21 protein-coding genes, 4 tRNA genes and 2 pseudogenes are annotated in these 21,484 nt (G+C 38.6%); 25 read left to right on the top strand and 2 right to left on the bottom strand.

The window, feature by feature from the left end; translation table 11 throughout:
* Nucleotides 1-110: 110 nt before the first annotated feature.
* The 4 genes and pseudogenes from filE (ACSC97_RS13255) to filF all read left to right on the top strand — a co-directional run.
* A pseudogene (gene filE / locus ACSC97_RS13255) lies at nt 111-620 on the top strand (putative pilus assembly protein FilE); the annotation flags it as partial.
* Between the two features lie 62 nt (nt 621-682).
* Nucleotides 683-1,848 (top strand): IS3 family transposase gene (locus ACSC97_RS13250; protein ID WP_436661366.1). Its coding sequence is split into 2 segments (ribosomal slippage): nt 683-941 and nt 941-1,848, totalling 1,167 coding nucleotides; the frame shifts between segments, so codons are not numbered across the junction.
* A gap of 40 nt (nt 1,849-1,888) precedes the next feature.
* Nucleotides 1,889-2,164 (top strand): annotated as a pseudogene (gene filE, locus ACSC97_RS13245) (putative pilus assembly protein FilE); the annotation flags it as partial.
* Between the two features lie 20 nt (nt 2,165-2,184).
* Nucleotides 2,185-4,155, top strand: coding sequence for a putative pilus system protein FilF (gene filF / locus ACSC97_RS13240; RefSeq protein ID WP_436661364.1), 1,971 nt, complete (start codon nt 2,185-2,187; stop codon nt 4,153-4,155).
* A gap of 33 nt (nt 4,156-4,188) precedes the next feature.
* Here filF and ACSC97_RS13235 read toward each other — a convergent pair whose 3' ends face one another.
* The gene (locus tag ACSC97_RS13235) at nt 4,189-4,737 is read right to left on the bottom strand and encodes an NUDIX hydrolase (protein ID WP_436661362.1); all 549 of its coding nucleotides are present in this window, start codon (nt 4,735-4,737) and stop codon (nt 4,189-4,191) included.
* A gap of 127 nt (nt 4,738-4,864) precedes the next feature.
* Here ACSC97_RS13235 and ACSC97_RS13230 point away from each other — a divergent pair, with 127 nt between their 5' ends.
* From ACSC97_RS13230 to fghA, 7 genes are all read left to right on the top strand, one after another.
* A complete protein-coding gene (locus ACSC97_RS13230; protein ID WP_005403193.1) occupies nt 4,865-5,479 on the top strand; it encodes a CoA pyrophosphatase in 615 nt (204 codons plus the stop codon).
* A 28-nt stretch (nt 5,480-5,507) separates the two neighbouring features.
* Entirely contained in the window at nt 5,508-6,038 is a 531-nt protein-coding gene (locus ACSC97_RS13225; protein ID WP_099948139.1) for a gamma carbonic anhydrase family protein, read from the top strand.
* A 143-nt stretch (nt 6,039-6,181) separates the two neighbouring features.
* Complete coding sequence (tsaB, locus tag ACSC97_RS13220; protein WP_436661361.1) at nt 6,182-6,874, top strand: tRNA (adenosine(37)-N6)-threonylcarbamoyltransferase complex dimerization subunit type 1 TsaB; 693 nt, start codon at nt 6,182-6,184, stop codon at nt 6,872-6,874.
* A gap of 8 nt (nt 6,875-6,882) precedes the next feature.
* Complete coding sequence (locus ACSC97_RS13215) at nt 6,883-7,704, top strand: undecaprenyl-diphosphate phosphatase (protein WP_151723148.1); 822 nt, start codon at nt 6,883-6,885, stop codon at nt 7,702-7,704.
* A complete protein-coding gene (locus ACSC97_RS13210) occupies nt 7,704-8,507 on the top strand; it encodes a class I SAM-dependent methyltransferase (protein ID WP_436661358.1) in 804 nt (267 codons plus the stop codon). Before ACSC97_RS13215 ends, ACSC97_RS13210 begins: the two co-directional genes overlap by 1 nt.
* A gap of 211 nt (nt 8,508-8,718) precedes the next feature.
* Entirely contained in the window at nt 8,719-10,164 is a 1,446-nt protein-coding gene (locus ACSC97_RS13205) for a C13 family peptidase (protein WP_004914392.1), read from the top strand.
* A complete protein-coding gene (gene fghA / locus ACSC97_RS13200) occupies nt 10,133-10,975 on the top strand; it encodes an S-formylglutathione hydrolase (RefSeq protein ID WP_112987410.1) in 843 nt (280 codons plus the stop codon). Before ACSC97_RS13205 ends, fghA begins: the two co-directional genes overlap by 32 nt.
* A gap of 28 nt (nt 10,976-11,003) precedes the next feature.
* Here the strand turns inward: fghA and ACSC97_RS13195 are convergent, their stop codons facing one another.
* A complete protein-coding gene (locus tag ACSC97_RS13195) occupies nt 11,004-11,282 on the bottom strand; it encodes a DUF2218 domain-containing protein (RefSeq protein WP_004914384.1) in 279 nt (92 codons plus the stop codon).
* 181 nt (nt 11,283-11,463) lie between these two features.
* On the opposite strand from ACSC97_RS13195, the gene rpe reads away from it, so the two are divergent.
* The 14 genes from rpe (at nt 11,464) to ACSC97_RS13125 (ending at nt 21,282) form a co-directional block, all read left to right on the top strand.
* The gene (gene rpe, locus ACSC97_RS13190) at nt 11,464-12,150 is read left to right on the top strand and encodes a ribulose-phosphate 3-epimerase (RefSeq protein WP_004952348.1); all 687 of its coding nucleotides are present in this window, start codon (nt 11,464-11,466) and stop codon (nt 12,148-12,150) included.
* A 410-nt stretch (nt 12,151-12,560) separates the two neighbouring features.
* A complete protein-coding gene (locus ACSC97_RS13185; RefSeq protein ID WP_436661355.1) occupies nt 12,561-12,941 on the top strand; it encodes a hypothetical protein in 381 nt (126 codons plus the stop codon).
* A 76-nt stretch (nt 12,942-13,017) separates the two neighbouring features.
* On the top strand, nt 13,018-14,886 hold the full coding sequence (locus tag ACSC97_RS13180; RefSeq protein ID WP_436661353.1) for a copper resistance system multicopper oxidase: 1,869 nt from the start codon (nt 13,018-13,020) through the stop codon (nt 14,884-14,886).
* The gene (locus ACSC97_RS13175) at nt 14,873-15,778 is read left to right on the top strand and encodes a copper resistance protein B (RefSeq protein ID WP_436661351.1); all 906 of its coding nucleotides are present in this window, start codon (nt 14,873-14,875) and stop codon (nt 15,776-15,778) included. Before ACSC97_RS13180 ends, ACSC97_RS13175 begins: the two co-directional genes overlap by 14 nt.
* An 82-nt stretch (nt 15,779-15,860) precedes the next feature.
* Nucleotides 15,861-16,355, top strand: coding sequence for a hypothetical protein (locus ACSC97_RS13170; RefSeq protein ID WP_075696130.1), 495 nt, complete (start codon nt 15,861-15,863; stop codon nt 16,353-16,355).
* A gap of 1 nt (nt 16,356) precedes the next feature.
* Entirely contained in the window at nt 16,357-16,902 is a 546-nt protein-coding gene (locus ACSC97_RS13165; RefSeq protein ID WP_436661349.1) for a hypothetical protein, read from the top strand.
* A gap of 167 nt (nt 16,903-17,069) precedes the next feature.
* Nucleotides 17,070-17,387, top strand: coding sequence for a DMT family transporter (locus ACSC97_RS13160; RefSeq protein ID WP_004952367.1), 318 nt, complete (start codon nt 17,070-17,072; stop codon nt 17,385-17,387).
* Between the two features lie 63 nt (nt 17,388-17,450).
* Nucleotides 17,451-17,939, top strand: coding sequence for a methylated-DNA--[protein]-cysteine S-methyltransferase (locus ACSC97_RS13155; RefSeq protein WP_125271985.1), 489 nt, complete (start codon nt 17,451-17,453; stop codon nt 17,937-17,939).
* 349 nt (nt 17,940-18,288) lie between these two features.
* The gene (argJ, locus tag ACSC97_RS13150) at nt 18,289-19,509 is read left to right on the top strand and encodes a bifunctional glutamate N-acetyltransferase/amino-acid acetyltransferase ArgJ (RefSeq protein WP_436661346.1); all 1,221 of its coding nucleotides are present in this window, start codon (nt 18,289-18,291) and stop codon (nt 19,507-19,509) included.
* A gap of 145 nt (nt 19,510-19,654) precedes the next feature.
* Nucleotides 19,655-20,719 carry a quinolinate synthase NadA gene (nadA, locus tag ACSC97_RS13145; RefSeq protein WP_004914354.1) on the top strand — a complete coding sequence of 355 codons (1,065 nt, stop codon included), beginning with the start codon at nt 19,655-19,657 and terminating at the stop codon, nt 20,717-20,719.
* A gap of 132 nt (nt 20,720-20,851) precedes the next feature.
* Nucleotides 20,852-20,928, top strand: a tRNA-Pro gene (locus ACSC97_RS13140).
* Nucleotides 20,929-20,997: 69 nt separating this feature from the next.
* Nucleotides 20,998-21,074: transfer RNA gene (locus ACSC97_RS13135), tRNA-Arg, on the top strand.
* A 38-nt stretch (nt 21,075-21,112) separates the two neighbouring features.
* A tRNA-His gene (locus ACSC97_RS13130) sits at nt 21,113-21,188 on the top strand.
* A 17-nt stretch (nt 21,189-21,205) separates the two neighbouring features.
* Nucleotides 21,206-21,282 (top strand) — tRNA-Pro (locus ACSC97_RS13125).
* Nucleotides 21,283-21,484: the final 202 nt, after the last annotated feature.

Raw genomic sequence — 21,484 nt, 5'->3', positions numbered from 1 at the left:
ATAAATGGGTAGAGTACAGGTTGCTGTAGAAGCATGTTTAATTCGTCTAATCACAGATACTTTATAAAGCATTTTAATACTTTTTTGAATCTGTCAATGCGTAAGTCCTAAAAGATATAAATCAAAAAGAAAAAGATTCAAAAGTTGTTACTCCAATCAATAATAAAGAACTGAAAAAAGAGTCCAATACATCTGCACAGCAAAAAGATGGTTTTACCAGTATCGATGGTGTGTCATATGTAAATAATGAATATTTAGAAGGCCAAGAATTTAATCTAGAAGGGAAAAAGCGTTTTTATACTATGCCTGATGGGAGTGGGCGTTTAGAAACTATTGAGCGTAAAAAAGGGGTTAGTCGCTCAATGTTGGATCGCATAATGAGTCGCTCAATGGAGTCGAGTAAAGCGATTACACTTTCTACAAATTATGTAAGATTATCACCAGAAGACTTAGCATTAGCACTTGAAGAAGATCGTTGTTTTGTTGAAAATTATACAAAATCAATTAAAAAGCTTAGTCTTAATAAAGATATTGGTTTATGGCCAAGAAAACCTCTAAAAGAGAAATTTGAATACGAATTAGTTGAACTAGACAATCCGATTACATATATTCAGATTGATGTGTGCTTAAAAAACAGGAGGGTTTAACTTGGTAAACTATACATACTCATTAGGAGTTTACCATGAGCAAGAAACAGAAGACTTACACCGCAGAATTTAAAGCTGAAGCCATAAAAGCCATTGAAGAGAACCAAGGTAATGTATCGGAATCCGCTAGACAACTTGGTATTTCAATGCAAACCCTTTCGAACTGGAATAACAAAGCAAAGGCTGGAGCTTTAGCAGGCACAAAACAGTATTCGCCCGATCTAAACGCCTTACTCGAAGAAAATAAGAAGCTTAAACAACAGCTCAAAACAGCTGAAATGGAACGTGAATTTTTAAAAAAGGCAGCAGCGTACTTTGCCAAAGAAAGTCAGTGAGGTACGCCTATATGAAATCGCAAAGCCACTTATTTCCGATTATTTTAACGGCTCGATTACTTCGTGTATCCGTTTCTCGCTATTATGATTGGCTAAAGCGAGGCATGAGTAAAAGATCAATTCAGCGAAATCAGCAGACAATTTTGGTCAAAATAGCCCATGAAGAAACCAAACAAAGCTATGGCTATGTTCGATTAACCAAGCATTTACAAGCGCAAGGTATCAAAATAAGTACGTATGCTGTGCGCCAAATAAAAAAGTCAAATCAGTTGTATTGTAAGCGCCATAAGCGTTTCAAAAGAACCACGAACAGTGATCACAACCGTTCTATTTATGACAATTTACTCAAGCAACAGTTTTCAATGACGAAGCCTAATCTTGCGTGGTCGAGTGACATTACCTACATTTGGACGGCTGAGGGCTGGTTGTACTTGGCAGCTGTCAAAGATCTTTACACGAAACAGGTTGTTGGCTATAGCTTAAATGAGCGCATGACAGCCAAGCTTGTTTGTGATGCATTGAATATGGCTATTCGCAATCAGAAACCTGCTAAAGATCTCATTGTACATTCAGACAGAGGCAGCCAATATTGCAGTAATGAATATCGAAACTTACTTGAGAAATTTGATTTTCAGGGTTCAATGAGCAAAAAAGGCGACTGCTTTGATAATGCACCGATAGAGAGTTTCTGGGGCATACTCAAAAATGAACTAGTCCATCATCGCAACTACAAAACAAGGGAAGAAGCCAAAGTGGATATTACAAAATATATAGAGTTATTTTATAATCAGCGAAGAATTCAAAAAGGCTTGGATTTTAAGACACCAAATCAAATGGCAGAAGACTTTTATCGGTTAGCTGCCTAGAATCTCCCAAGTGAAAGTCTCCTGCTAATTCAGCACACATCAGATTGATTCCTATGCTTCCAGTAATAATAAACCAGTATATTATTGGCCACTTGTTATCTTCTTAGATAAAAAAGGTTGTATCCAAGAAGGTGTAAGTGGTTTCAAAAATGAAACTGTACATGAATCAACTTTTAAGCATGCTGCTATTCAAGGTGTTTTGCGTGTCCCAGAAACAGCTCACTATGTAATGATGACACCATTAGCCTCAGCAGTTGATGTACCAGAACAAGAGCTTTCAAATCAAGGACAGATAAAAATCTCTGTTATTCAGTAAATATTAGGATGAATTTTAGTATGAATAAAAGAACGATATTACCACTAAGCCTATCTATAATTGCTGCAATGATGACGGCTTGTGGTGGTGAAAGCGCTAAAATAAATGAGGACCCAAATCAAGGCGTAGATGGTGTTACATCAAATACAAGTTGCGATGTCACTTCAACTGATTGTTTGAAATTTGTCCTTGATTATCCTGTTTCTGGACTAAATTTTGATTGCAGTACAGATAAAATCAATCATTTTGCAACTAAATTAGAAGGTAATATTGTTACCGGAGCATGTAAATTAGGAGATGAAGCCAGCTTCTATATTCAAGGTTCTGCGGCGAGAAAAATCAATCTTGGAACAATTAAGCTTGATACGATTTCTAAATTAAAAACGACAACTATTCCTCATATACGAGTAATAGATTTCGCTACTGCATTAACTGGCAAGACACCAAATTCACTTGATAAAAATGATGAAACTATTCGAGTTGCTGTTGCTCTGATTCGAATTATGCATAGTCTGGGCGTTGAAAGAAATGACAATGTAGTTGGAGATATACAACCGATAGAATTTACTGAAGAGAAGAAAGATTTATTAGTGAATGTCACTAAAGATATTGGTGTTAATGAATTATTGTCTGGTGAATACATTACACTTTTACAACCCTGGTTAGATGTATCAAAAGTTTCTGACGACCAAGCTTATACACTATTAATTCGTCTTTTAAACTTGGTTAACACGGGGGTTTGGCAAGCTGATTTACCGGCATATAAAGCTGGTGGTGAAAGTACAAGTGTTAATAATTTCCGCCCAGATGGGTTCTTCGGTTGTAATAAAGAATTGACTTCAAAATGCGTAGATAATGACACCAATCTATTGCATTCAATGGGCGCTTTCTTCTTATTGTCTGATCGACAAGGATATACGATTGGTGATGGTCAGCAATGGAAAGGAGCTGCAACTATAACGAATGGGTTGGTTGTTGCTCCAATTACCTTGATTACAAAGGTAAAACCAATTAAATTACAAGTAGATGCGCAAAAGGATTGGCTTGATCCGATCTATATGCAAGTAAATACAAATAAACCTTTACGTTTTAAAATTTCAGAAAATAATTCAGCTGAAGACTTATTGATATATCAAGGTAAGCTAATCAATAGAAATACTATACCTGGTACAACTAACTTTTATAAACAATTGATTAAAGCCAAAGATACGGATACCGTTGACACAACTCATCTTGGTTTATGGAAACAGTCTATATCAAGTGCTAACTATAATGGAACTGTTGATATTGTTAAGATTAATCCTTCGAGTTATTTAGCTAAAGACATTTTTAAAACTAGAAATAATGTTGCATCAAATCAGCAATATATCTTCCCTTTGTATGCTACTTTAACATTCAGATTCAGCAATGAAGCAAACCTAGCTCCAGTCGATTTAGGAATTGTCATTGATGAAAATGGTGATATACGTACAGATATCAAAGCGAATTCAACAGCTACAGATATGTCTGGTATTTGTGGCAGCGTGAAGACAGTGAATAGTGATGGTTCAATCACAGATAGTAATGATCAAAAACAGTTCCGAATTGGTACAACGGGAGCGACATTATTTTCAACGAATGATAAATCAATCAGTGTGAGAGCGATATTGTCTAATCCTAAGTTTGGAAATATCAATGGAGTAATGTTTGGCTTGAACGTAACTGCAGGCACTGGGGCGAAAATCAATATCAATAACCTTCTTGCAGGTCAAGCAACGGGCATTAATTTAACGAATTTCTCAAATAATACAGTGACATGGTCAAATACTTATGCATATTTTGTAGATGTATATAATCGTTTATATGATGATTTGACCACAGAGGAAAAAAATAAATACGTAGCTCCTACAGCAGAAGAACGTGAATTAGCGAAACGTTTCTCTGGTTCGGTAAGTATTAAGATTGCAGATCAATCTATCCCAGCATGTAAGGCAATTAAAGTTAAGTCGTAATATAAAAAAGACCGCGTTAAGCGGTCTTTTTTTTTAACCCGTATGGTCTAAACGAGTACCCAACGTTTCTAGATGAGTTGTGAATGTTCCTGATTTACGATCAGAAAAATAGTGTTTCAATGTTTGTTCAACACTTGGAAATGCGAGTTCAGACCATGGGATTTCATGTTCTTCAAATAAACGACATTCAATACTTTCTTCACCTGCTCCAAAGAAACCTTGTTTAATATGTGCTTTGAATAATACGTATATCTGTCCAATACGCGGAATATTGTACATACAATAAAGTTGTTCTATTTCAACTTCAGCTTCCGCTTCTTCACGTGTTTCACGAGCTGCACCTTGTTCCATGGTTTCTAATAACTCCATGTAACCAGCAGGTAAAGTCCATAAACCATAGCGCGGTTCAATTGCTCGTCGACAGAGTAAAACTTTGTCATCCCATAGGGCTAAAGCACCACAAATAACCTTGGGATTTTCATAATGAATATTGCCACAATTTGTACATACAAGACGTGTTTTATGATCACCTAATGGAATTTTTGCTTCAGTTTGATGTCCACACGCTACACAAAAGCTCATAATTATCATCAATCCTAGAGATAACTCAGCATAACTGAATTTTTATGAATTCGCATTAGGATCAGCTATGTTCCTCTGTAAAATTTCGGCTATGATGTTGGTGCATAAGAAAAGCATTCAAAGAGGGATGAGTAGCATGGAAGAGGCATCGTTAATACAGCTATTAGAACAACGGTTGCGATTTTCCAAACGAATTCAACAAGCTGATGCAGCAGTCTTAATTGCAATTACGCAGGAGACTCAGCCTAGAGTTTTATTGACACGTCGTTCAATTCATTTATCTCAACATGCAGGTGAGGTCTCTTTTCCTGGCGGTAAACGTGATCCTAGCGATACAAGCAATATTGTTGTTGCTTTACGTGAGGCTCAAGAGGAAACCGCACTAAATCCTTTCGATGTTAAATTATTGGGTGATTTACCGATTCAAAGAGCACGGAGTGGATTGTCTGTTAAACCAATTGTTGGCTTAATCCCTGCGGAAGTAAACCTTATTGCACAGCCCTCAGAAATTGATCGTATTTTCTTTGTACCATTAAAACAGTTAATCGATGCTCCTCCTTTACCTTATGAAGTTAGATTAGCCCGTCAATCTTTATATTTTCCAAGCATGCAAGTTGAAAGCGAAGTCGTGTGGGGTCTCACCGCAAGAATGCTCGTTTCATTATTCCAATACGGTTTAGGCTATCAAAAAAAATGGCCATTTCTAGTTAATCCACCTAACTTTGGTCTAGCTAAGTTTTAATTTCACTTTGAAAAGTAGAGTTTTTAAAATGATGTACAAATATAAAGAGTTTACTCCTAAAGCACTTCAACAACCTTGGGATGGTTGGGTTGCACCGACAGCAACTGTGATTGGTCAGGTCGAATTAGGGCGTGAAGTGAGTGTTTGGTTTGGTGCTGTCGTTAGAGCAGATAACTGTTTAATTCGAATCGGTAATTACTCGAATGTTCAAGAGAACGCTGTTTTGCATACAGATGCTGGTATTGAATTGAATATTGGTGAATACGTTACGATTGGCCATCAGGCGATGTTACATGGATGTACCATCGGTGATAATTCTTTAATTGGTATTAATGCGGTGATTCTAAATAATGCTGTGATTGGTAAGAATTGTATTATTGGTGCGAACGCTTTAATTCCAGAAGGTAAAGTGATCCCTGATAATTCAGTCGTAATGGGTTCACCTGGTAAAATAGTTAAAACTGTAGATGATGAAGGTGCGGTTAAACTACGAATGAGTGCCTTACATTATGCCGAGCATTTTAAAAACTTCCTAAATTTAGAAGCGTTTAATTTCTAAAGCACTTCAGATAAATTGATATGAACTCAGCCAAGTGAATGCTTGGCTTTTTTGTATCCATAAAAATAGAACAGCTCGCCTATGATGTCTGAGTGGAGTATGATACTCGACGTTTTTCATCTCTTTTATACCAAGGTTTTTGCATGAAATTGCTTGCATTGGAAACTGCAAATGAGCAGTGTTCAGTTTCACTAATTGATGACACACAAGAACTCTATTTTCAGTTGGATGAGCGAACAAAGGCACAAACTCAAACCATTTTGCCTTTAACAGAGCAGGCTTTAATTCAGACTCAGACCCAACTTTCTGATTTAACTGCAATTGCATTTAGCCGAGGTCCTGGTTCGTTTAGTGGTGTGCGCATCAATGCTGCAGTTGCACAGGCTTTGGCATGGTCGCATGATTTGCCTGTTATACCTGTTTCTACTTTACAAGCTTTAGCTCAAGCAGCATATCGATTAACCGGTTTGAAACAAGTTTCTGCTGTTTTAGATGCACGAATGCAAGAAGTGTATATTGCGAATTACAGCTTAGATCAGTTTGGTATTATGCAAGCAATCGATGAAGAAAAACTATTAGCTTATGAGCGTGCTAGTGAATACTGTAAGTTTACACCAATTGGTTCAGGTGCAACTCTTATAGAGTTTATGCAAGAAGATGAATCTAAAGCCTTAAATCAAAATGTTGCTGATATCAAAGCAACTGCGCACGATATCGCAACCATCGCAAGAGTTTATGCAACTCAACAAAAATGGGTTGACGCAGAACATGCCTTGCCAGTTTATTTACGTGATGATGCGTGGAAAAAAATTGCTGATCAGGGCAAACCAAATTAAGGTGAGTTATGGATATTTTATTGCTATTTAAAGCAGCCATAATGGGATTGGTTGAGGGCATAACAGAGTTTTTACCCATCTCAAGTACAGGTCATCTTATTTTGTCTGGACAGTTGCTCGATTTTTGGACTGTAGAAAAAAGAGATATGTTTGCCGTTGCAGTTCAGATCGGTGCGATTGCTGCAGTTATTTATGAGTATTGGGGCAAATTATGGGGTGCTTTGATCGGAGCAATGAAAGGTCAGGAGCAAGGTCGACGTTTAAGCCTAAATTTAATTATTGCTTCAATTCCTATTGTGATTATTGGATTAACATTTGGTGATGTGGTTAAAGCTTATTTATTTAATGCCATTACTGTTGCTATCGCTTTAATCGTTGGTGGTTTTATTATTCTTTGGGCGGAAAGACGCAAGCATTTAGTTGTCAGTTCTGAAGTGGATGATTTGACTTTTAAACAAGCAACGTTGATTGGGTTAATTCAATGTTTTGCTTTGATCCCTGGTACCTCACGATCGGGTTCAACGATAATTGGTTCTTTATTTTTAGGGATATCACGTAAAGCTGCCGCTGAATTTTCATTTTTCTTAGGTATTCCTGTATTGATGGGTGCAGGTTTACTCGATATGTATAAAATGCGAAATGATTTACATAGTAATGATTTAGCAGTACTTGCAGTTGGGATTGTGGTTGCTTTTATTTCTGCTTTGATCGTGATCCGTGCCTTGATTCGATATGTTTCTAAACACGATTTTACGGCATTCGCGTATTATCGTATCGGTTTTGGGGTATTTATCCTTGCAACATGGTGGACAGGTTGGGTGCATTGGTAATGAGGATGATATGTTGGTATCAAGCAGAATATGAACACTCATTTCAGCAACTTCAAGCTCGTTTTGCTGAACTAGATGTAAAACTTGAGGGTCATGTTGTAGAGAAAATTAACTCAAGATTTTTACGTTTGAATCCTGATATGGCATTGGTATTGGATGAAGATGGTTTAAGTCTCAGTGCAAATGGCATGAAAATGCAGCCCGATTGGTGTGCTGAAATTCCTCGTTTAAAAAGAGCAAGTTTAAAATCAGAAATGATAGCGAGGGCATGCCAACTTGGAGAGAAACCAACACTTATTGATGCTACAGCAGGGTTGGGACACGATAGCTTGCTTATGGCACATTTGGGTGCCAATGTACGCTTAATTGAGCGACATCCAATTTTATTTGTATTACTCGAATATGCTAAGGCACAAGCGGAAAGAGATCTCTTTTTACAAGCCACTATGCAACGCATTCAACTTATACATGCAGACTCAAATTGCTATTTAAATGAGTTAGCACAAAAAGGTGAATATCTAGATGTTGTTTATCTTGATCCGATGTTTCCCCAGCGTGATCAAAATCAGCAAGCGATAAAAAAACAGGCACAAGTCAAAAAACAAATGCAGTTGTTGCATATGTTATTACCCGAAGATGGTGAAATGGATTTGGGTGATCAACTACTCGATTTAGCTAAGAAAATTGCAAAAAGAGTAATTGTTAAACGACCACGCCATGCAGTTTATCTTGCTGAACAACATCCTGATCATCAATGGTTAGGGGATGCTTGTCGATTTGATGCTTATTTTCCAAAAGGTTAAATTTGAGTCTTTTTATCAGATGATTGTTTGGGTTAGGTCAATGCTCGGTAAAAATTTGTGATATAGTTCAAAAGCATGATTGCTAAAAAATTCTTGCTAAGCTTACACTACGGTTGCATATATTAACGATTTTGAAAAAGCGACATTTAATCTATAACGTTTGGCATATTTTTTAGTTTAGGCTTGAAAAGAGATACTCCCGAAGAATTCTATGATAGATCTCAAACCCTCCATTAATATCTGGCATGATTTCAAAAGTAACCAAATTGCTGGAATGTGGTTGTTCCTCGGGTCCCGCCGTTCATTACAAGTGGTTCATCCCTCTATCACCCAGCTGATCCTTTGGGGGATCTTAGGTGGCTGTACAAACTCGTTGTATAGTTGGTTAGTAGCTGGTCAAGTAGGTGATTTTAACCCTCAAGGTCTCATTGGCTATGCGCTTTGGCCGTTCATTGCCTTGATTGTCGGGATTTTTCTATCTCAACGGATGAACCAAGCACGGTTGATGTTAGTGCCTGCTTTACTCTGGTTGGTTCTTGATACCAATATTTTGCTCTTACAGTGCTTGATTCAGTATTTAGGATCGAATGGATATCTAAACTTCATTCCTGATAGTATCTATAATGGTTTTTTACCACCATTCTTTGTGGCTTTATTTGTTTGGCAAAGTTTAGCCGTAATTTGGGTGTTCTCACGTGCGCTGAATTGGCCTTGGTGGGAGCGAGCTCTCGTTTTTATCGCAACGATTGCAACGATGGTAGTTTGGCAATTATCGGTGAAAGATCAACCGATTTGGAAAGTCGAAGAAACTCCGCCAAGCTTTTCAGAGGAAGCATTTTATGCTCAGAGCAATTTATTACAACAAGCATTAGATAACATCCAATATGGCGACATTGCCCAAAGTCACTGGTACTTTTTAGGTGTTGCAGGTGATAGTTATGTGGATGTTTTTAAATCTGAAGTTGAGCGTATAAAAGAGCAGTTTGATACACGCTTTGGAACTGTCGACCGTTCTATCATGCTGGTCAATAACCCTGCCACGCGTTTAGAAGTACCAATAGCTTCAAAGACAAGTATCGAGCTTGCTTTGCGCCGTATCGGTCAACAGATGAATCGTGATAGTGATGTTTTATTTCTTTATATGACATCACATGGTGAAAAAAATCATTTTGAACTAGAAAATGCACCACTTGAATTAGGTCAGGTCGATCCAAAATGGTTACGTGAAACTCTGGATAAGTCCGGTATTCGTTGGCGAGTGATTGTAATTTCTGCATGTTATTCTGGAAGTTTTATTCCCGCATTACAGTCTCCAGAAACATTGATTATTACTGCATCAGCAGCGGATAAGACCTCTTTTGGCTGTAATAATGAAGCAGATTATACTTATTTTGGTCGAGCTTTTTTTGATTTGGCGATGCGTGAACAATCTTCAATGAAAAAAGCCTTTGAACAAGCCAAACAAACGGTGACACAGTGGGAAACTGCACAAGGTTTTGAGCCATCTGAACCACAATGGTCAATTGGTCGTAATATGGAACTCATGCTGCCGCAATTAGAACCATATTTATTCCCTACTCAAAATATTACAACAACAGACATTACAAAAACACAGGATGATCAACATGCAGCTACTGCAAAAAAATCGTTGTTTTGAGGGTGAACAAAGGATTTATCAACTTGAATCACAACACCTCAAAGGCTCAAGCCGCGTTGGTGTTTATCTCCCACCAGCTGCTTTAGATGGCAAACCTTGTTCTGCGCTTTTTTATCTTGCAGGGCTTACGTGTACTGAAGAAACATTTGCAATAAAAGCACATGCACAACGCATGGCAGCAAGATTAAGTCTTATTTTGATTACTCCTGATACATCTCCACGTGGAGAGCACGTTGCTCAAGGCGATCATTGGGATATTGGGCAGGGTGCTGGTTTTTATATTAATGCGATTCAACAACCTTGGGCTGAGCATTATCAAATGGAGTCATACATTGTTGATGAACTCTATGCCCATGTTTTGCAAGAATTTCCAATCATTGAAAATCAGGTTGGGGTTTTTGGACACTCAATGGGTGGTCATGGTGCTCTAACATTAGCATTTAAGTACCCAGAACTTTTTAGATCGGTCTCGGCATTTGCACCGATTTGTGCACCAAGTATTTGTCCTTGGGGTGAAAAGGCATTTAGTCAATATTTAGGACAGGATCAACAACGTTGGGCAGAACACGATGCAACTGCATTAGTGCAGCAGAAGGGGTCTCAATTTGAAGAAATTCTGATTGATCAAGGTTTAGAAGACCAATTCTTTGCGCAGTTAAATCCTGAAAAATTTAAACAAGCATGTTTAGAGTCTGGCCAGCATATTACTTTACGTTTGCATGAAGGTTATGATCATGGCTACTATTTTATTCAAAGCTTTATCGATGATCATTTGCAATTTCATGCTATTCAATTAGAAAAGAATGCTTAATCTTTGAAAGAAGCTCATTATGAGCTTCTTATTCTTGATGGGTCCAATTGGCAGCGAATTCCTGCTGAGCCATTCGATTCAAATGATCTATTACAACTTGCTCTAGTCGCTCGACATCATCTTGTTGATTTTCAATGATGACCTCTAAGTGTTGCTGTTGTGCTGTGAGTGTCACCGTTGCAGTAGGCATCAAAATTTTTGAATAGATTTCAGTTTCTTCAACTTCAAATTTATGTTTCCAGTGATTGAGCAAACGTTTAGCGATTCGTTTACCTTCGACTGTTTCAATCTGTGTAGTACTCTTCATCATACGACTTCATTTTTTGTATCGAAAATTACCTTAGCAAATAACCAATGATAAAAAAATAGTAACTCTGCAACGTGGTGTTGCATGTTTGCAATGCTCGAATAATCACTTTCTAACAGCCCTAAGCAGTATGAATTTGTTATAATCACGGAATCATTCCTTCGTCATTGTCAGGTTATCCATGTCCAAGCCTTATCTCATTGCTCCTTCAATTTTATCTGCTGATTTTGCTCGTTTAGGTGAAGATGTAGAAAAAGTTCTAGCTGCAGGCGCAGACGTTGTACATTTTGATGTGATGGATAATCACTATGTTCCGAATCTGACCTTCGGTGCAGGTATTTGTAAAGCATTAAAAAATTACGGTATCAAAGCACCAATTGATGTACACCTCATGGTTTCTCCTGTGGATCGTATGATTGGTGACTTCTTGGAAGCAGGTGCCGATATCATTACTTTCCACCCAGAAGCGACAGATCATATTGATCGCTCTTTGCAGTTGATTAAATCAGGTGGTGCAAAAGCAGGATTAGTTTTTAACCCTGCGACACCATTACATTATCTTGATTATGTTCTAGATAAAGTGGATCAAATTTTATTAATGAGTGTAAACCCTGGTTTTGGTGGGCAGAAATTTATTCCGATGACATTAGAAAAACTTCGCCAAGCACGCCAAATTATTGATGCAAGTGGCCGTGATATTCGTTTAGAAGTGGATGGTGGTGTAGGACCTGCAAATATTCGAGAAATTGCAGAAGCTGGGGCAGATATGTTTGTTGCTGGTTCAGCAATTTTTGGTCAACCAGATTACAAAACAGTGATCGACCAAATGCGTGCAGAGTTGGCTAATGTTGGTGCAAAACAAATTTAGTCTATTTAACCTATTTTTCACACTGAGTTGTGGATAACTTTGTTTATAACTACGTGGATAACCATGTTGATAAGCGAGTGGATAAGATGTTGTTAAAATAAACAAAATGATTTCAGTTGTTTATATTCACAGCAGTTTGAACGAAAAAGGACAAGTTTTTGTCCTTTTTTTGTGCGCTAAATTATTTATTTTGCTCTATTTTTACTCATGAATGATTTTTGCAGATATTGTTGAATAAAACAGCATCACTCTGTTTAAAGTTGTTGAATATTGCATAATTTGAACATAAACATGATTGTGCATAACTATGAAACAACTTATGCTTAATATAGATAAAGATTCTGATCTGTGGATAGGAATATTCAGTGCTACATCTCAAAAGATACAAACATATGTGGTTTGTGTTCCTGATGATATTTTTCATCGGGGGGAGTAATGTCGCCGTTGCAGCTGTACATACAATTCATGCTGAGCAATCCACCGTAACGATTCAGGATATGCCGTGTCACAAGATGCAAATGAAAAGTGAACAGCATCATCAAATGCAAATGGCACATCAAGACATGACGAGTTTGAGTAAATGTCATGACCAAAAAGTGCCAAATCAGCAACATTGTGAAGATTGTAATCATCCATCACATTGTCAAACGGTGAGTTTTACACTCGATCAAAATATACCTGAACTATCTGCTTTATCTGTTTTTGAACGACCTATTCATCTAATAACAGCATATCAAGCTCGACACTTAGCTGGATATTGGCAAGAAATTCTTCGTCCTCCCAAAGCCTAATCTATCAGCCACTCAGTCTTTTCTTAACTTCTTATAGTTAGGGAAATTTGATGAATCAATAGATTAGGATTATTTCATGTCTTCAAAATTATATGCTGGCGTTATTGCGAGTTTCGGTCTCTTATTCGCGCCCTATAGCATGGCTGCAATCAAAGAGTATCATCTTAATATCAATCAAGAGATGGTGAATGTCACAGGAAAACCTGTTCAAAGAATTACAGTGAATGGCAAATTTATTGCGCCTTTGCTGGAGTTTGAAGAAGGGGATGAAGCGGTCATTCATGTCCATAATCAACTTAAAGATCAAGACACCTCTCTGCATTGGCATGGTTTACTTTTACCAGGGCTTATGGATGGTGTTCCAGGCTTCAATGGCTTTAAAGGTATTAAGCCTAATGGTAGTTTTGAGTATCGTTTTAAAGTACGACAAAACGGAACTTATTGGTATCACGCACATAGTAAAGGCCAGGAACAGGATGGTTTATATGGTCCTTTGGTTATTTATCCCAAAGGAAAACAGCCTGTAGCCAAACATGAAAGTGCTGAACGTGATTATGTCGTGATGCTTTCCGATTTCCATGAAACGAAAAGTGACAAGATCATGGCAAATTTAAAAAAATCAGCGGAGTACTATCAAAATCAACGTGAAACAGTCGCTGATGTTTGGTCACAAGTGAAAGATCAAGGTTTGAAAGCTACATGGCAAGATCGTTCGATGTGGAATCAGATGCGCATGCTGAAAACTGATTTATCGGATGTCACTGGCTATACCTTTTTAGTGAATGGGAAAACACCACAACAAAATTGGACAGGTGCTTTCAAAGCAGGAGAAAAAGTTCGCTTACGGTTTATCAATGCTTCGGCGATGTCTTTTTTTGATGTGCGAATTCCTAATTTAAAAATGATGGTTGTTAGTGCTGATGGTCAGCCTGTCCAACCTGTTCCAGTCGATGAATTTAGAATTGGTGCAGCAGAAACTTATGATGTAATTGTTGAACCAACTCAACCGCATTATCAAATTCAAGCAGAGTCAATTGATCGTTCTGGTTTTGCAATCGCGTCATTGCAAAATGAAATGAAGCCAACACAACACACCGTGACGATGCCAGCAGCGCGTCCACGTGCTTTATTGACCATGGACGATATGGGACATGGAGCGCATGCGCAAGATGAAACGAGCAAAATAGATCATAGCCAGCATACTGGAATAGATAAATCTAAAATGGATCATAACCAACATACTCAGATGAGTAAGATGGCAATGAATCATAATGCGCATGGTGAAATGGATATGGGCGATATGAACCATAAATCTCATACCGACATGAATATGAGCCAGATGCATCATCATTCGGATAAGCAACAATCATCGATTTCCGTAACAAACCAACATAAACCACAAGCTGTTCAAGGTTGGGCAAATGCATCCACACCTGTTGGACATAAAGCATTGCAATATACCGATCTAAAAGCATTAACTCCTCAGCCTGATACGCGTGCTGCAGAAAGAGAACTCGTGATTCGTTTAGGTGGGACGATGGAACGATATATTTGGACAATTGATGGTAAAAAATTCAGTGATAAAGATTTTGAACCATTGAAAGTGCAGTACGGTGAGCGAATTCGTTTGAAGTTTGTCAATGAAAGTATGATGGCACATCCTATGCATTTACATGGCATGTTTATGCAGCTAGAAAATGGACAAAGCGCAGCCGATATGCCAAATAAGCATACCGTGATCGTACCACCCGGTAAAACCGTAACTGCATTACTGACAGCTGATGAATTAGGAGAGTGGGCGATTCACTGTCATTTGCTCTATCACATGAGTGCAGGAATGATGAGTAAGTTGATTGTTGCGAATGTCAATGAGGCAAAAACAGCCACTCAACCCACATCTACACCAGTTCAACCATCGACAGGAGAAAGCCATGCACATCATTAAGCAGTCTTCGAAGATGAAACGATATACACAGTTGATCGTGGTGAGTGGTATTGCATCCTCTTTGGGAGGATTTGCCCATGCCCATGCCCATGAAGCTCATAATCAAATGTTGCAGATGAATCAAGCTTCACAGCAACAGATGGTTGTGATGGAAACGTCAAAGGCAGATCATCAGAAACATGAACAGTCCAAACTTGCATATTTAAGCGATGTTCAAGATGCAGAGCATAGCCATCATAACGAACATGGCGGGCAAATATACCAGTCAACCAGTTTAGAAAATGCTTGGGCGGTAGATGAAGATGGAAATGGTAGTGTAAGCACCGAGTTAAAAACATGGGTGGGTACAGATGAAAATAAAATCTTCATCAAAGCCCATGTTGAGAAGGCTGAATCAGAAAAAGCTGAAACTGAAGCAATGACTTTATATAGCAGAAATATTGCAGATTTTTGGGATATACAGGCGGGTGTACGTTATCAATATCAACCAGAACATCAGCTAGATAAAGATCAATGGAGTGCTGTATTCGGTTTGCATGGTTTAGCACCATATTTCTTTGAAACAGAAGCTTATGTTTTTGCTGGACAAGATCAGCGTTGGCAGTTGAGTTTAGAAACCAGTCGAGACTTGCTATTTACACAAAAGTTAATTGCTCAACCCTATTTGAATGCAGATGTGGTATTGAGTGATGAATCAAAATATGCAAAGAAATCAGGGTTATCTAAACTACAAACGGGCGTACAAGTGCGTTATGAGATCAATAAAAAACTTATGCCTTTTGTAGATGTAGCATATGCTTATCATAAAGGTGCGGAGCAAACACCATGGCAATCTGCTTCTGAAAGTGAAAAGGGTTGGTTATATGCTACAGGATTAACGCTAAAGTTCTGATACTTTGTCTAAAAAGTCACTTTACTGAGATACTGTTGGTTTATACTAGCAGTATCTTTTTTGAGTCATTGATGGTGTATAAATGGCTTTAGAACAACAAAACAATCAAATAACAGCAATAACAGATTCCCTCGAAAAGATTAGCAATCAATCGTCTTTTTCAGATTCACAGCGGAGCAATAATAGTTCTATGCAGGTGAGCTATTATTATATTCCTCTGATGAAAGATGATCAGGATGTACAACGAATCAGAAAAGCATTAATTCCTTTCTCGGAAGTATTAATCGAGCATCATATCGATTTAGATTGTAAGCACCTCACGTTGTACCATCGAGATGATTTATCTCAGCTCACTTATAAACTTGAGTGTTTGAATTTAGGGGTGGAATTGCAACAAACCATGTCGCATTATGAACCGATTCAGATCATGATTGATCGACATAAGGGTTCGATACAAGAGGAATCTATAGATTCATCTAAGCATAATTATTTTTACCAATTCCAGATTTTTTTGAAAACTATATTTCAGCATTTAAATCAATGGATGAATGCGATACGAAACAAAAGGGATAAATGAGATGCCTAAATGGATGTATTGGGTATTAGCAGTCGCATTTGCATGGTTAATTTGGACAAATTTTTTAAAACCTGTTCCTGATTTAGATCAACTCAAGACACAACAGAATTTTCAAATCATTGAATTAGAAAAGTATGAAGGTTCTTTCCGTGTCTTATCCAAAGAAGATTATCATTGGGGACGAGAAGCTGAATTTTCACCGATCGACATTGCTGTCGGTTGGGGAGAGATGGCGAAACCGCAAGTATATGAGCGCATTGATATTTCTCAAGGTAATCGTTGGTATTATTGGAAAGTTGAAAATGAGCCGCCTATTTCATTAAGAGAAATTGCAACACATAGTGCCAACATGCATTTAGTCCCAGCAAATCCTTCTGTTGCATCACAAATGAAGAAGATAAAAAAAGATGATTTGGTTTATTTAAAAGGTTCATTGATTGAGATTCAGGCTTCAGATGGCTGGCGATGGAAAAGCTCTCTATCTCGAGAAGATACGGGGAATGGTGCTTGTGAACTCATGAAAGTTGAAAGTATCGTTTGGCAGTAATAGTTGTATTAAGCAATTTTAATTATTTCAATTATTTAAGTTGTCTAGATACACAACAATTCACACAATTGCGCATTTTACAGTAAACTGTTCAACTAAGGAGGACGACCTCCTTGCAAAGAATCACGTTGGGACGACCTGACTATTGATAAAGTAGACTGTTAAAAATGGCTTGGGCAATTTTAATCTTGGCGGGTATTTTTGAAATTATTTGGGCATATTCTATGAAAATGTCTGAAGGTTTTACAAAGCTAACGCCAAGCATCGTGACTATTGTTTTCATGATTTTAAGTGTTGTTTTATTGTCGATTTCAATGCGTTCACTTCCTTTAGGTACAGCATATACGGTGTGGACAGGGATTGGAGCGATTGGCTCTTTCGTGGTGGGTATTCTCATTTTGAATGAGCCGATGACCGCAATGCGAATGATTGCAGCAGTGTTGATCGTATCTGGTCTGATTTTAATGAAATTGTCTTCAAATTAAGAAAATTCAGCATCTTATCGGATTGAGTAAGCTGAATAGAACAAAGCCTATGGGGAATTTTTAATGCAATTGGTTTATATGTATATGGATTCTCCTGTAGGTGCATTAAAACTGGTTGCACATGATCAGGCTTTAGTTGCAGTCATGTGGGATAATGAAGATCATAAAAGAGTGCGTTTAGCAAAGCCCTTAGAAGATCATCAACATCCGATGTTACAGCGAGTTAAAAAACAATTAGAAGAATACTTTGTAGGACAGCGTCAACAATTTGATTTACCTCTTGATTTTCATGGCACTGATTTTCAGCAGCAGGTTTGGAAGGCTTTATTGACGATTCCTTATGGGGAAACACGTAGTTATAAAGAGATTGCACTCCAGATTGGTAATGAAAAAGCTGTTCGTGCAGTGGGTGCTGCGAATGGTAAGAATCCGATTTCGATTATTGCGCCGTGTCATCGAGTGATTGGATCGAGTGGGGCATTGGTTGGTTTTGCTGGTGGGTTGGATAAGAAGCAGATTTTACTCAGTTTAGAGCAAAGTCAAATTCCATAATCTGTATTGTTAATACTCGATTTTCATTGCTTTTTGGAATAAGCTACTTAACAGATATGAATCCACATATTTTATGACTTGAACCGTAACTCAGTTATTGGCGAGGCGGTGTCTTGCTTAGCGTAATCCAATATTAGGAATAACCTTCGGTTCGAGTTACTTTGGTTTCGCCCAAAGTAACCAAAGGCATTGTCATCTACAAAACCTGTTCACTTGCTGCATTTGTTTTATCTATCGCAGAAACGGGATATTACAAATACCACGCAGGTTGTAGATGAACTTTCCGAGTCTCATATATAGGGTATGTATTCATTTTCTTTTTCATAACAAATTGAATGGAAGTTTAAAAATGGCTGTTGGTGACGTAACAATGCCACTTATGCATGTGGTGCAGGGTGTAAAAATTGGCTCAACTGAGGCGTATGTACGTTATCCAAATCGACGAGATCTAGTCATTTTTGAATTTGCTGAAGGTTCAAATGTAGCAGGTGTATTTACTCAAAGTGCATTTGCTGCTGCGCCAGTTTTGCTTAGTAAAAAACACTTGGCAGAAAGTACACCACGTTATTTGATTATTAACACTGGTAATGCAAATGCGGCAACAGGAACTGTAGGTTATAAAAATGCAGAAACGACGTGTGCCAAATTAGCGGAATTAGCAGGTGTCCAAGCGAATCAGATTCTACCTTTTTCAACAGGTGTAATCGGTGAGCAACTTCCGATTGAGCGTTTAGTTCAAGGTATTCAGCCTGCATTAAATGATTTAAATGCGGATCGTTGGGCTGAAGCTGCTTCTGGCATTATGACCACAGATACTACTCCGAAAGGTGCATCTGAACAGTTTGAGCTTGATGGTGTGACATACACCATGACTGGAATCAGTAAAGGTGCGGGTATGATTCGCCCGAACATGGCAACCATGTTGAGCTTTGTTGCAACAGATGCACCAATATCAAAAGTACTTGTTCAGCAACTGTTACAAACGACTGTCGAACATTCGTTTAACCGCATCACAATCGATGGCGACACTTCAACCAATGACTCATGTATTTTTGTAGCAACAGGTCTAGCTGGTGGTGCGGAAATTGAATTACAAGATGACCCTCGTTACCAACAAGTGCTGGAGGTACTTGCGCGTATTATGAATCGTTTAGCACAATTGATTGTGCGTGATGGTGAAGGTGCAACTAAATTCATTACGGTACAGGTGGAAGGCGGAGCCAATATCCAAGAGTGTTGTGATGTTGCTTATAGTGTTGCTGAGTCACCACTCATTAAAACAGCTTTGTTCGCTTCTGATCCAAACTGGGGGCGTATTGTAATGGCGATTGGTAAAGCAGGTGTTCCAAACTTAGATAGCAGTAAGGTTCAAGTGTGGTTAGGTGATGTACAGATTTGCTTGGATGGTGGTGCGAATCCTGACTATACCGAAGAAGCAGGCGCTGCTGTGATGGCTGAGAAAGAAATCACGATTCGTATTGATTTAGGACGAGGTGAAGCGAAAGACACAGTTTATACCTGTGATTTTTCTTATGACTACGTCAAAATTAATGCCGATTATCGTTCGTAAATATGCGTTATAATAAAGCCTCCACAGTGGGGCTTTTTTTATATCACTCATGTGTGGACGAAGTGATTCATCCCAAATGATCACCCTAGATACCCACGTTATATGTTTGCTGTGATGCAAGCACGCAGGATAGAGAAGACGTTTTATGAATGATGCGAATTTAATTGCGAACGAAGCCAAAAATATTGTGCAGGCGCATTTAGATCGTTTGGGTGAGCCAAAGGACCATAGCCTCAGCCCAGAAGTGAAACAAGAAAAGTTTGCACAAATTGCAGCTGAGCTTAAAAAGCGTGATGCTGTCCTTGTTGCACATTACTACTGTGATCCTGATGTTCAAGAGCTTGCAGAATTAACAGGTGGTTGTGTTTCTGATTCTCTAGAAATGGCGCGTTTTGGTCGTGATCATGCTGCATCAACTCTTGTAGTTGCTGGGGTAAAGTTCATGGGCGAAACAGCAAAAATTTTATCTCCTGAAAAGACAGTATTAATGCCTACACTTGAGGCAACCTGTTCTTTGGACTTGGGTTGTCCAGTAGATGAGTTTACAGCATTCTGTGATCAACATCCCGATCATACTGTCGTGGTGTACGCCAATACTTCGGCAGCTGTGAAAGCACGTGCTGACTGGGTAGTGACTTCAAGCTGTGCAGTCGAGATTATTGAGCATCTTGATAGCTTGGGTGAAAAAATTATTTGGGCACCTGATCAGCATTTAGGACGTTACATCCAAAAGAAAACGGGTGCTGATATGTTGCTATGGGATGGCGCGTGTATCGTACATGAAGAATTCCGTGCACGTGGTATTGCACAAATGAAAGCACTATATCCTGATGCAGCAGTTTTAGTTCATCCTGAATCGCCTGAATCTGTAGTAGATATTGCAGATGCAGTGGGAAGTACTTCGCAATTGATCAAAGCAGCGCAGACTTTACCGCATAAACAAATGATCGTAGCTACTGATCGCGGTATTTTCTATAAGATGCAGCAAGCAGCACCAGATAAAGAATTATTCGAAGCGCCAACGGCGGGTGAGGGCGCAACATGTCGTTCGTGTGCCCATTGTCCTTGGATGGCAATGAATGAGTTAGATGGTATTTTGCACGTGTTACAACACGCTGATCAAGAAATACACGTTGATCCAGCATTGGCTGAGCGCGCAAAATTACCACTCGATCGAATGTTGAACTTTAGTGCTTCTCTAAAACGTTAAAATGCTTGTTAAATATACATTTGATAAGGAAAAATCATTTTTTTTAAAACTAGGTGTTGACGTGATGCGACGTCAAGCCTAGAATGCACACCGTACCGCACGATGTGCGATACAATAAAAGCTGAGATAAATCGGAGCATAGCACAGCCTGGTAGTGCACCTGGTTTGGGACCAGGGGGTCGTAGGTTCGAATCCTACTGCTCCGACCATTTAAAAGATGTTGAAAAACATTATTTTAAGATCGGCGAAGTATCGCTTGATAGTATTATCATCGTTATGCGCCTGTAGCTCAGTTGGATAGAGCATCCGCCTTCTAAGCGGATGGTCACAGGTTCGAATCCTGTCAGGCGCGCCATTTAGTTGGTAGCTTGGTACATAGAGCCAAACGTTATGGTGGATGTAGCTCAGTTGGTAGAGCCCTGGATTGTGATTCCAGTTGTCGCGGGTTCGAATCCCGTCATTCACCCCACTCTTTTATAGAGTAATCGGAGCATAGCACAGCCTGGTAGTGCACCTGGTTTGGGACCAGGGGGTCGTAGGTTCGAATCCTACTGCTCCGACCATCATCTTAAAGATGAGATAAAATGCCGCTAATCAGCGGTTTTTTTACGTCTGTATTTTTATATCTTATTTAATTAAATAACTAAAACTTATAGGACTTACGCACTATTATTTATAGACTCTCTGTGGTAGCAGATGATTTTTATCGAGAATAAAGTCATCAATGAAGTTTTTGATCATTGGTCTAAATAATTTCTTCTGCCA

Source organism: Acinetobacter sp. P1(2025) (genome assembly GCF_051390655.1).
GTDB lineage: Bacteria > Pseudomonadota > Gammaproteobacteria > Pseudomonadales > Moraxellaceae > Acinetobacter > Acinetobacter junii.
This window is presented reverse-complemented; position numbering and strand designations above follow the sequence as displayed.

Bases quoted from the DNA above. Each gene is read 5' to 3' on its own strand.
- ACSC97_RS13185 (WP_436661355.1), top strand. From the start codon at position 12,561: ATGATATTTTTCATCGGGGGGAGTAATGTCGCCGTTGCAGCTGTACAT.
- filF (WP_436661364.1), top strand. From the start codon at position 2,185: ATGAATAAAAGAACGATATTACCACTAAGCCTATCTATAATTGCTGCA.
- ACSC97_RS13205 (WP_004914392.1), top strand. From the start codon at position 8,719: ATGATAGATCTCAAACCCTCCATTAATATCTGGCATGATTTCAAAAGT.
- ACSC97_RS13175 (WP_436661351.1), top strand. From the start codon at position 14,873: ATGCACATCATTAAGCAGTCTTCGAAGATGAAACGATATACACAGTTG.
- ACSC97_RS13180 (WP_436661353.1), top strand. From the start codon at position 13,018: ATGTCTTCAAAATTATATGCTGGCGTTATTGCGAGTTTCGGTCTCTTA.
- ACSC97_RS13160 (WP_004952367.1), top strand. From the start codon at position 17,070: ATGGCTTGGGCAATTTTAATCTTGGCGGGTATTTTTGAAATTATTTGG.
- ACSC97_RS13165 (WP_436661349.1), top strand. From the start codon at position 16,357: ATGCCTAAATGGATGTATTGGGTATTAGCAGTCGCATTTGCATGGTTA.
- ACSC97_RS13230 (WP_005403193.1), top strand. From the start codon at position 4,865: ATGAGTAGCATGGAAGAGGCATCGTTAATACAGCTATTAGAACAACGG.
- ACSC97_RS13235 (WP_436661362.1), bottom strand. From the start codon at position 4,737: ATGAGCTTTTGTGTAGCGTGTGGACATCAAACTGAAGCAAAAATTCCA.
- nadA (WP_004914354.1), top strand. From the start codon at position 19,655: ATGAATGATGCGAATTTAATTGCGAACGAAGCCAAAAATATTGTGCAG.
- ACSC97_RS13215 (WP_151723148.1), top strand. From the start codon at position 6,883: ATGGATATTTTATTGCTATTTAAAGCAGCCATAATGGGATTGGTTGAG.
- ACSC97_RS13195 (WP_004914384.1), bottom strand. From the start codon at position 11,282: ATGAAGAGTACTACACAGATTGAAACAGTCGAAGGTAAACGAATCGCT.
- ACSC97_RS13210 (WP_436661358.1), top strand. From the start codon at position 7,704: ATGAGGATGATATGTTGGTATCAAGCAGAATATGAACACTCATTTCAG.
- ACSC97_RS13170 (WP_075696130.1), top strand. From the start codon at position 15,861: ATGGCTTTAGAACAACAAAACAATCAAATAACAGCAATAACAGATTCC.
- fghA (WP_112987410.1), top strand. From the start codon at position 10,133: ATGCAGCTACTGCAAAAAAATCGTTGTTTTGAGGGTGAACAAAGGATT.
- argJ (WP_436661346.1), top strand. From the start codon at position 18,289: ATGGCTGTTGGTGACGTAACAATGCCACTTATGCATGTGGTGCAGGGT.
- ACSC97_RS13155 (WP_125271985.1), top strand. From the start codon at position 17,451: ATGCAATTGGTTTATATGTATATGGATTCTCCTGTAGGTGCATTAAAA.
- rpe (WP_004952348.1), top strand. From the start codon at position 11,464: ATGTCCAAGCCTTATCTCATTGCTCCTTCAATTTTATCTGCTGATTTT.
- ACSC97_RS13225 (WP_099948139.1), top strand. From the start codon at position 5,508: ATGATGTACAAATATAAAGAGTTTACTCCTAAAGCACTTCAACAACCT.
- tsaB (WP_436661361.1), top strand. From the start codon at position 6,182: ATGAAATTGCTTGCATTGGAAACTGCAAATGAGCAGTGTTCAGTTTCA.